The 9,934-nt window shown below is 69.9% G+C and carries 6 protein-coding genes; 1 reads left to right on the top strand and 5 read right to left on the bottom strand.

Annotated elements, in window-relative coordinates; genetic code table 11:
- From K6I34_RS23290 to K6I34_RS23270, 5 genes are all read right to left on the bottom strand, one after another.
- The coding region (locus K6I34_RS23290) for a LamG-like jellyroll fold domain-containing protein (RefSeq protein ID WP_229328282.1) at nucleotides 1–6,549 on the bottom strand (6,549 nt) is incomplete at its 3' end.
- A 223-nt stretch (nucleotides 6,550–6,772) separates the two neighbouring features.
- Entirely contained in the window at nucleotides 6,773–7,270 is a 498-nt protein-coding gene (locus tag K6I34_RS23285; RefSeq protein WP_229328281.1) for a BMP family ABC transporter substrate-binding protein, read from the bottom strand.
- Between the two features lie 123 nt (nucleotides 7,271–7,393).
- Nucleotides 7,394–7,873, bottom strand: coding sequence for an NUDIX domain-containing protein (locus K6I34_RS23280; protein ID WP_229328280.1), 480 nt, complete (start codon nucleotides 7,871–7,873; stop codon nucleotides 7,394–7,396).
- 118 nt (nucleotides 7,874–7,991) lie between these two features.
- Complete coding sequence (locus K6I34_RS23275) at nucleotides 7,992–8,600, bottom strand: hypothetical protein (RefSeq protein WP_229328279.1); 609 nt, start codon at nucleotides 8,598–8,600, stop codon at nucleotides 7,992–7,994.
- Between the two features lie 98 nt (nucleotides 8,601–8,698).
- Entirely contained in the window at nucleotides 8,699–9,496 is a 798-nt protein-coding gene (locus K6I34_RS23270; protein WP_229328278.1) for a glutamate racemase, read from the bottom strand.
- Nucleotides 9,497–9,666: 170 nt separating this feature from the next.
- Here K6I34_RS23270 and K6I34_RS23265 point away from each other — a divergent pair.
- On the top strand, nucleotides 9,667–9,934 hold a 268-nt coding region (locus K6I34_RS23265), incomplete at its 3' end, for a glycosyltransferase (RefSeq protein WP_229328277.1).

Raw genomic sequence — 9,934 nt, 5'->3', positions numbered from 1 at the left:
GGTATTGGCCGCGGGCGCGCTGGTCACGGTGAGGTGACCGGCTTCGTCGTGTGCGTAGTTGGTGACGTTGTTGTCGGGGTCGGTCATGCTCACCGGCAGGCCGCGCTTGTCGAGCTGCCAGCGCGTGGTGGCCTGGCTGCCCGACGCCGTGGCGTCGCCGGTGCGGTCGGCCGCGTAGAGGCGGGAGACCTCGTCGGCGGAGAGCGGACGGGAGTACGTCTGGACGTTCCCGATCGAGCCGTTGGCCTGGTTGTAGAGGCCGCCGCCGATCGTGTGCACCGCGCCCAGCGTCAGCGGACCGGCGGAGTTCCACGGGGTGGAGTTGGTCGCCGCGCCGACCGGCTGGCCGTTGACGTACAGCTTCATGGCGCCGGTGTCGGCCTGGTACGTGCCTACGAGGTGCGTCCAGGCGCCCGCGGCGGCACTCCCGTCCGGCGAGGACACGGCGGGGTACGCCGTGCCGGAGCCGTCGTTGGTGCTGGTGACGAAGGACCACGCCTTCGCACCTGCGCTGTACCCGAGGGAGAACGCCTGGTGGTTGTTCCCGCCCTGCCCGACGAACGTCTGGTCCTTCGCGCCCTGGGCGGCGAGCCGGACCCACGCGGAGACGGTGTACGACGAGCCGGTGTTGAGCACGGGCCCGTTGGTGGTGATGACGCTGGTGGTGCCGTTGAGCGAAGCTGCGCCGTCGCTCCATGTCACGGCCGTCGCCGCGGCGGTGTTGCCCGTACCGGAGGCGTCGGTGACCGTGCTGCCGGAGCTCTGGTTCAGCGGCCACCAGCCGGTCGGGTGGCCGACGCCGTCCTGCCGTACGGAGCGGCTGGTGATGTTGCCCATCGCGTCGTACGTGGAGCTGGTGGCGCGGGTGGTCCCGCTGCCGTCGGTCAGGGTGCTGGTGGCGACCCGGTCGTCCGGCGTGTAGGAGACGGTGGTGGTGCGGTTGGCCCCGGCCGGGTCGACGGTGGTGGCCGTGACGCGGTCCGCGGCGTCGACGGTGGACTTGGTCACCGTCGCACCGTTGTTGGTGACGTGCTGGATCGGATTGCCCGCGGCGTCATACGTGTTGGCCTGCTGGACGAAGGTGTTCTTGCCGGTGGGATCGGCGCGGGTGACGGACGCGGTGAGGCCGTTGTCGGTGTAGGTGTAGGAGGTGGTGTTGCCCATCGCATCGGTGATGGACTGCAGCCGCCCCGCCGGGTCGTAGGCCCGTGAGGACTCCACGAGGTCCTTCGGCGTGGAGGGAGCGACCGGATCGCCCGTGTACGCCTGCAGAGTCTGGGTGAGCAGGTGCCCGTTGGCGTCGTAGGTGTAGGCGATCGTGTTGCCGAGCGGGTCGCGCTCGGTGGCCTTGTTGCCGTAAGCGTCGTAGGTGAGTGTGGTGGTCGCCTTCGTCGCGTCGGTGTTGGTGGCCAGCTGGTTGTACTGGTTGTACGTGGACGTGACGGTGCGCGAAGCGTCGCCGCCGGAGAGATCGGCGACGGTCTGGGAGGTGACGAGTCCGTCGACGTCATAGACCGTGGTGGTCTGCGCCTGGTGGACAGCACCGGTAACGCGGTTCGTCACCGCCGGGTCGGTCTGCTGGACGACCTGTGATTCGGCGTCGTAGCGGTACTGGGTGACGAGGCCGCCGGGGAAGACATCCGCGTTTACCTTTTTCGTCAGTACTCGCCCGAGATTGTCGTAAGTGAAGCTGGTGATGACGCCGTTGGGGTCGATGGTCGAGGCGACGTCGCCGTTCTTGAAATACGTGATCGTGGTGGTGGCACCACCCGGCGAAACGGTCTTGTAGGGCAGGCCTTTGGGCGCGTACCCGCCATCGGCGGCCTCGATCGAGGTGCCGTCGGTGTAGGAAATCGTGGTGGTGCGCCCGTTGGGGGACCCTGCCACCGGCGGGGTCGTCACGCCGGTCTTGTTGCCCGCGGCGTCGTAGGAGAACGAGGTCAGGTAGGTGGTGTCGGTCGCGGACGACGAGCGGCCGTCGCGGACGGTGGCCGGCAGGTCGTTCTGCGGATCGGGACTCAGTCGGTCGCTGGTGTCGTCCGGCAGGTAGCTCGTGTACGTGGTCGAACACGCCTGCCCCGCCTGGTTCTGGCAGGTGGTCCTGCTGACCTCGTTGCCCCGCACGTCGTGGCCGGAGGTCACGACGTTGCCGTTGGGGTCGGTGACCGTGTGCAGGAAGCCGCCGGTGTCGTAGCCGTACGTGGTCCGGTAGCCGCGGCCGTCGGTCTGCGCGACCTCGCGGTTGCCGTTCCACAGGTCGTACTGGTACGTGATCGTCTTCGTGCCGGGGTCGGTGACCTTCACGGTCTTCAGCGGGGAGAGCCCGTTGGAGCTGCGCCCGGCCGACCAGTGGGCGGCCGCGTCCTGGCCGGTGAGCTCGGTGCGGTAGAAGGCGGCCTCGGCGATCGAACCGGAGAAGTAACCGAGGGTGTTGGTCGGGTGGGCGGGCCACGTGCCGGCGGCCTCACCGGCACCGATGTAGCTGTAGCCGGCGGCCGAGCCGCGGAGCGCGGCGGTGGTGGAGCCGGCCTGCACACCGTCCAAGTACAGGTGCTGTCCCTTGGCGGACCCGCTCAGCAGGGCGTGATGCCACTTGCCGTCGTTCACGAGAGCCGTGGACGTCATGCCGCCCGAGACGCCGTTGGTGTCCCAGAACTTGCCGTGCAGCTTCCCGTCGGTACCGACGTAGAGGGCGGGGGTCCAGTCCGAGGATGTCGGGTTCGACGCATTCAGCGGAACGCCCATCTGGCCGTACAGCACTCCGCCCGCGGTGGTGCCGCGAGGAGTCTTGAACCACATCTCGACCGAGTTGGGCCCGGTCTGTACCTGCTGGTTCGTGGGCAGCTGCACGAAGGACGTGCCGCCGTCGAAGGCCGCGGTGGTGGCGTCCGTGAACGGCCCGTCGGAGCCGAGGGTCACACCGTTGTACGCGGCGGCACCGGAGTTCACCTCACCGGCTGCCTCCCGGGCGCCGGCCGCATCACCGAAGCGGTAGTAGGCGGCGGGGCCCGAGCCGAGGACAGAGGAACGGTATATCTGGCTGGAGCCGGAGACCGTGGGGGCTCCCATGGTCCACGAGCCGCCGTTGGAGTCGGTCAGCTGGGTGACCGCCGTGGTGACGGGGTCGTAGGAGACGGAGGCATACGTCTTGCCCGAAGGACGGGTGACGGACGTCAGGAGACCGGCGGGCCTGGTACCGGCCCGGTAGAGGTCCAGGACGCTGTCCTGGGTCAGGGGCTTGCTGTAGAAGGAGGCGTTGGAGAGGGAGCCCTTGAAGTAGGTGGCGTAGAACGTGGTCGAGTTGGGGTGGGGCTGGTCGGGCCAGTAGCTGCCGAGGTAGCCCGTACCGAGGTACACGTTGCTGTACAACCACGGGGACGTACCGCTCAGACCGACCTTGCCCGCGCCGGGCGCGCTGCCGACCAAGCCGCCGTCCAGCCACATCTGCTGCGCGGCCCACGACCCGGTGAGCACCACGTGGTGCCACTTGCCGTCGGCGACCGAACCCGTGGTACTGATCGGTTCCGGGTTCTCCATGCCCCACCAGTACAGGCCCTTGAGCTTGCCGTCGTTGCCCAGGTAAAGGGCAGGCAGGACATCGTCCTTGATGGAGGGCTGCAACGGCTTGCTCGAAGCCGAGAACAGTACGCCGGCCGCGGCGGTCGACGTCTTGAACCACAACGAGACCGACTGCGCGGAGCTGGTCCCGATCCCGAGGTTCGGCAGCTTCACGTAGGAAGATGAGCCGTCGAAGTCGGCGGCCGTCGCGCTGCTTCCGGCCAGCGGGCCGGGTCGGCCGAGCGTCACATTGCTGTAGGTGGCAGTGTCCGCTCCGGCCCGGGCAAGCACGGCACTGGCGGCCATCTTCCCCGTGCTCTCCGTAAGCGGCCAATAGGAGACCGGGCCCTGGTCGAGGGTCTGGTTGTGGTACTGCGAGCCTGCGGTGTAGCCGTACTGGGCACAGCCGTTCGTGTCGACCGGCGAGCAGACCTTGGTGAGCTGATCAGCGTTGTATGTGTACGTCCAGGTCGAGGCGGTGTTTGACTGACCCGCGACGGCGGGGTCGGTGGCGACAGCCGCTACGTGCGGGCCAGTCGCGCCCGACGGTGTGCTCCACGTCAGATGCAGCGCCCGGCCGGACACCGCCGACGTCATGTCGGTGATGTGTCCCGAGGACCAGCTGAAGTTCTCGGCACGACCGTTGGCGTCGGTGATCGACGTGAGGCCGTACTTGCCGGAACCGAGGCTCTGGGTGAAGGCGTAGACGGTGGCGTTCTTGTCAGTGAGCGAGTACCCGCCGGATATCGACCGGAAGGTGGCGAAGCGCCCCTGCGGGGGCGAGAACGAACCGTCGGCGTTCTTGCCGTAACCGACCGCGGAGCCGTCGGGGTAGGTCACCTGGGCGCTGGTCACACCTCCGGACGCGTCGTACTGCTCGGCGACGCGCGCGTCGAAAACGCTGGACCAGCCTGCTCCGAAGGCACCCGTGGTGCGCGGGTCACGGGAGTTGTAGTCACGGGTGACCGTCAGCGACGGACCCGGCGCGGAGACGTTGGCATCGGTGGCGGAGGTGGTGTAGTTCCCGATGGCCGGGCTGTAGCCATGCCCGTCCGGGTTTTGCGAGAGCCCGGAGGCGACGGCGGGCTGCGGCACCTGGGTGGTCAGCTGCTGCCAGTTGGGACCGGCGGAATAGTTGGTGCCGTCAAATGCTTGGACCCCCCAGTAGTAGGACTGGCCCCACTTCAGCTTCCCAGCCGGAACGGTGTAGGAGACACCGGCGAAAGTCCCCTTGTCGGCGATGAGCCCGGAGTCCGCGAGCTTCGTTCCCCCGGTGTCGTACACCTGGAAGTAGTACTTCGCGGACGTCGTGAGCCCCGTGTCCCACCGAGCGTCTGCCGTCAGCTGTGGGGTCAGGGTGTTCACGACGGCGTTGTTCTCCGGTGTCGTCGAGACAACCACCGGGGGCAGCGCGGCGCTGGTGGTCAGAGAGAGGGAAGGTCCCACATCCAGGTTGTAGGCCGATCCGAACTGCTTCCAGTGCAGGTTGTCCGACGTGGATGCGTAGACGGCCAGTCCGAAGTCACCGGAGGAGCCATTGGCCCAGCTGTTGAAAACACCAGTCGACAGCGGCACTTTGAGGTAGTCGCCCTTGGACAGGTCACCACTCTTGTTGGCACAGCTGACGGGGACGTTCGGCGTCAGGTTGCCGATCGAGGAGCCGTACGAAGGCCCCGGATAGCCGGTGATCTGCTGGGGTGACCAGGCCTTGGTGACGGGCGCGACGTCGAAGCGCTCGGGCGTGCAGGTGGACGACCAGATCGCGTAGAGCTCCAGTGCGGCCGCCGTGACCGACATCTTGGAGTTGTCCAGCGCCTGAGCAAGGTCCGGAAACTGCAGGTAGGAGACAGCCGAGTGAGGGCCGGAGTCCCAGGAACCGACCTTCATGGTCAGCTCTGTCGAGTGGTCTCCGGGCTCGCCGGACTCGGCGTACGTGGTGACGGTGCCCCAGTTCATCGCCGACGGGTCGACGGTGACCGGGAAAACCCGCTCCCGGGCGTGGAGCCAGGAGGCGTCGAGCGTCATCCGGAGCGAGGTGCGGCCGCCGGACTCCACGAGCCGGTAGGTGACCGCGTGCGTGGTGGCGTGCTCGCCCGAGACCCGGTCGGTGCGGGAGTCGTAGGCGTAGCCCGCCGGGATCACGACCGAGGCCTTGCCGTCGGCGTCGAGCAGCTTGACGGAGCCGTCATCGGCCAGCACGGGGCGCAGGCCCTGGGTCTCCAGGGGGAAGGTCCACTCGTTCCCGGCGCGGGCGGAGTGGAGTATCAGCGACTCCTTGAGCCCGATGGCGCCGGACTGGAGCACGAGGTCGGTGTCGGGAAGCACCTGACGGTAGCGGGCGGTCGGACCGGACACGTCCGGCTGAACGTCGGCGGCACCCTGCAGGCCGTACGAAAGTGCGTGGCGGCTGTCGGGCGCGACCCGGACGAGTGCCGAATCCGTGGCGCGTGGGGCCAGGTCCACGTCGACGGAGTTCGCGCCCTGGTGCAGGCGGCCGTCGGAGCCCTTGCGCATCGTCGTGTCGATGTGCTGCCAGTTGCCGTCGCCGTCCCGGAAGTTGATGGGGGCCGGTGCCAGCTTCTGGGTGTGCGAGCCGTCCGCGTTCTCGAAGTAGTCCGAGGTGGCGGTGGACTTCGACGCGACGCGCTTGCTGGTCCGGGCGTCGAAGCCCTGGCCGCCTGCACTCTTGCCCTTGACCGGCTTCCGGTCGTTCGGCGCGTAGGGCGGCAGCTCACCCTTGCCGGGCTCGGGCTTGCCGCCAGCGCCGTGACCGGCGCGGGTCGACGAGGTCGAGGCGTCATGTCCCCGGCCCGCAGCGGTTCCTGACGTCTGGTGCGGCAGGTTGCCCCAGTGAGGTGGCTTGTGCCCCCTGAGCAAGGAGGTCAGCCCCGAGAGGCTGGGGGTGGGCCAGGGGTCCGAGGCCGCCCCTGCCGCTGCGGCCTGTCCGCATGTGCAGGCCATGGCGAAAATCGCCAGAAGGGCTATGCTCACCCCCCGGGCAAGGCGGTGGCGCAGTTGTCTCCATCGGGTGGAACGGCGGTACGGGCGTCGGTACATGACTACTCCATCGAAGATCAAAACAACCTGTTGACCTTCGTTCACAAGGAGCGATCATTCCAGAGTCATGAACATGCCCTTAATGATCCTTTACTGACACCAGACCTGAGTTCACATGCATAAATGACTCGATGTGGAGATAATCCACGTCAATCGGTCACTTATGCACCGCGTCCTTCACCGCCCGCGCCACTGCGGACCGGGTGTCCCGGGACTGCTGAATCACCGTCACATTCCCGCTCTTCCTGCCGTCCCCCACGACGACGAACCGGGCTGCGGGTGTTCTGGCGGCCACCTCTTCCGTAGCCGCTCCCGGCGTCCGGCCGACGGCGAGCACGATGTCGCAACGGCGCTGCACGAGGGTGTTCACATAGGGAACGGCGTTCGCGACGGTGTCCGGGCCGAAGACCGGGAGAGACGTCACCTTCGCATGCGTGGCCAGGGAGGCGTCCTCCATGCCGGCCCAGACCGGGGCCGCCTCGTCCCCCGTCACTCCCCGGCCGTCGGTCAGCAGGCAGGCGCTGTGGTCGGTGTACTGACGCGCCCTCGGTTCCTGGCCCCCGTCCCCGCCGCCGCTCAGCACGATGGCCGCGATCAGTCCGCCCGTCAGAACCACTGCCCCGGCGCCTGCGGCGACCCATGACCTGCGACGCATCCTGCAATCCCCATCCCCTGGCAGGAGTGGGCCCGGTGCCCGTTCCTGAGTCCGCGTGAGCATAGCCACGGACCGGGAGGGTTATCGCGGCCGGGGGGTGCCCCGCCCGCGCGGCGGGCGGGCTCAGACCTTCCCCGCCCCCTCGAACCACGTCGGCCCGTCCTCCGTCGCCTGCTTGATGCGGGTGACCGCGAACTCCTCCATCGGCGGGAGGGCGTCGGGGTCGAACCAGCCGACCTCGAGGGACTCGTCGTCGTTGACGCGGGCCTCGCCGCCCGTGGCGCGGGCGAGGAAGCAGATGTCCATGAACTGGCAGTGGTCGCCGTTGGGGTAGGTGACGGGTTCCAGGGCCTGGACGAGGAGGACGCGCTCGGGGACGCAGTACACGGCGGTCTCCTCGTAGACCTCCCGGACCACCGCGGCGGCGGGCTGTTCGCCGGGCTCGGGGATGCCGCCGATGATCGACCACTCCCCGGTGTCCGCCCGGCGGCCGAGGAGGACGCGGCCCGCGTCGTCGAGGACGATGACGCTCACGCCGGGCAGCCACAGGAGCTGGTGACCGGCGGAGGCGCGGATGTCACGGATGAAGTCGGGGATCGGCATACGTCGAGCCTAATGCCCCTCGGTGATCACTCGTGGCGTGCGGGCCGGGACGGCCGGCATGGGTGTCACGGGCCGGTGCCACGGACCGGTGCCACGGACCCGCGCGGACCGGACGGCGTCAGGCGGTGGCCCTGCGCCCGCCGCCGCTCCGGCGGAGGCAGTCGCGGATCATCGCCACGGCCGCCTCGGCGTCGTCGACGGTGACGGTGAAGGTCCGGCCGTCGCCCAGGCTCAGGACGAAGCCCTCGCCGCGCCGCACGACGACGGCGGTGCCCTTCTCGGGGAGCCAGCGGTAGCCCCAGCCGCCCCACTGCCGCGGGGTCACCCGCGGGGCGAACTCGGCGCCGACCACGTGGGCGAGCGGGATGCGGGTGCGCGGCACGCCGATGTGGCCGCAGCGCACCTCCAGCTTCTCGGCGTCCACCCGTACCGCGACATGGACGAACGCGAGGGTGCCGTAGAGCATCAGCAGGCCCGCGGCGACGCAGCCGACGACCGACATGACGAGAGGGGCCAGCCCCGAGGTCCACGCGCTGTCGACGGCCAGCTCGACGCCCAGCGCCAGGCAGGCTGCGCCGGCGGCGGCCAGCAGCCACTGGATCCGGTTGGTCGCTCGGCCGGTCCAGACGGCGGGTTCGGTGCCGCTGTCGGCTGGGGAAGGGGTTCCGACCGCGTCCGGCTTCCCGTCGCCCTCGTGGCCCTGCGGGCCCTTGGAGTGGTCCCTCATATGACGCAGCCTACTCACCTTCCGCCACCGCGGCAGGGTGCTGCGCGACGGAAACGGAACGTGCGGGGACCCGCGAGGAGCGGGCGGGCCGCGGTCGCTCAGGGCCGCGCGGCGCCGACCGCGGGCAGCGAGCGCCCCTCGGGGTAGGCGAGCGCCGAGGGCAGCAGGGTCTCCTCACGGCCGCCGAGCAGCACGGTGAGGGTGCCCGAGGGCTCGGCGTCGGGGGCGGGGGCGGACCCGATCCGGCGCAGTGCCTGGGCGGCGACGGCGTCGGCGGAGCCGTGGAGCGCGAGGGGCTCGTCCGAGGGACGCAGACGGGGCTGAACGGCCGCACGGATACGCTCCGCGACGAGCTCGTAATGGGTGCAGCCCAGGACGACGGCCCTTACATCGTCGGGGGTGAGGGCGGCCGCGGCGGCCACGGCGGCGTCGATGGCCCCGGAGTCGGCGTGCTCCACGGCGTCGGCCAGCCCGGGGCAGGCCACCTCGGTCACCTGGACACCGGCGGCGAAGTCACGGATCAGCCCGCGCTGGTAGGGGCTGCCGGTGGTGGCGGGGGTGGCCCAGATGGCCACCGGGCCGCCGCCGAGGGCGGCGGGCTTGACCGCCGGGACGGTCCCGATCACCGGGATCCCGGGCTCCAGCTCGGCCCGTATGGCGGCCAGCGCGCGCACGGAGGCGGTGTTGCAGGCGACGATCAGCGCGTCGGGGCGGTGGGCCGCGGCGGCACCGGCGACGGCCAGGGCACGGGCGATGATGTCCTCATGGGTCCGGGGGCCCCACGGCATGCTGCCGGGGTCGGAGGAGAGGACGAGATCGGCGTCCGGCCGCATGCGGTGTACGGCGGCGGCGGCCGCCAGCAGGCCGTTTCCTGAGTCCATGAGCGCGATCTTCACCCGGTCACTTTAATGGATGGGGGTGTCCGGGCCGTGGCCCGCCCTCGCTCCCGGACGGCCCCGGGGAGCCGCCGACGAGGAGTCGGCGAAGGGCCGGCGTAGGACGGGCGAGGGGCCGGCGAAGATCGGAAGGGCTGGATTTCGTGCGCCCGGGTGGGAAGACTGCCACGGTGAGTGCGCTGACGTGGATCACTGTCGGGTCCCTGGCCGCATGGGCGTGGCTGCTGCTGGGGCAGGGCTTCTTCTGGCGTACGGACGTGCGCCTGCCGCCGCGCACACCGCCCACGGACGGACAGTGGCCCACGGTGGCGATCGTCGTCCCCGCCCGGGACGAGGCGGGGGTGCTGCCGTCGAGCCTGCCGTCGTTGCTCGCGCAGGACTATCCGGGGCGGGCGGAGGTCTTCCTCGTCGACGACGGCAGCACGGACGGCACGGGCG

The organism is Streptomyces sp. UNOC14_S4 (assembly GCF_020740835.1).
In the GTDB taxonomy this organism is placed as follows: domain Bacteria; phylum Actinomycetota; class Actinomycetes; order Streptomycetales; family Streptomycetaceae; genus Streptomyces.
The sequence above is the reverse complement of the archived record's forward strand: the minus strand, read 5'-3'. Positions and strand labels throughout refer to the sequence as shown.

Bases quoted from the DNA above. Each gene is read 5' to 3' on its own strand.
- K6I34_RS23285 (WP_229328281.1), bottom strand. From the start codon at position 7,270: ATGCGTCGCAGGTCATGGGTCGCCGCAGGCGCCGGGGCAGTGGTTCTG.
- K6I34_RS23280 (WP_229328280.1), bottom strand. From the start codon at position 7,873: ATGCCGATCCCCGACTTCATCCGTGACATCCGCGCCTCCGCCGGTCAC.
- K6I34_RS23275 (WP_229328279.1), bottom strand. From the start codon at position 8,600: ATGAGGGACCACTCCAAGGGCCCGCAGGGCCACGAGGGCGACGGGAAG.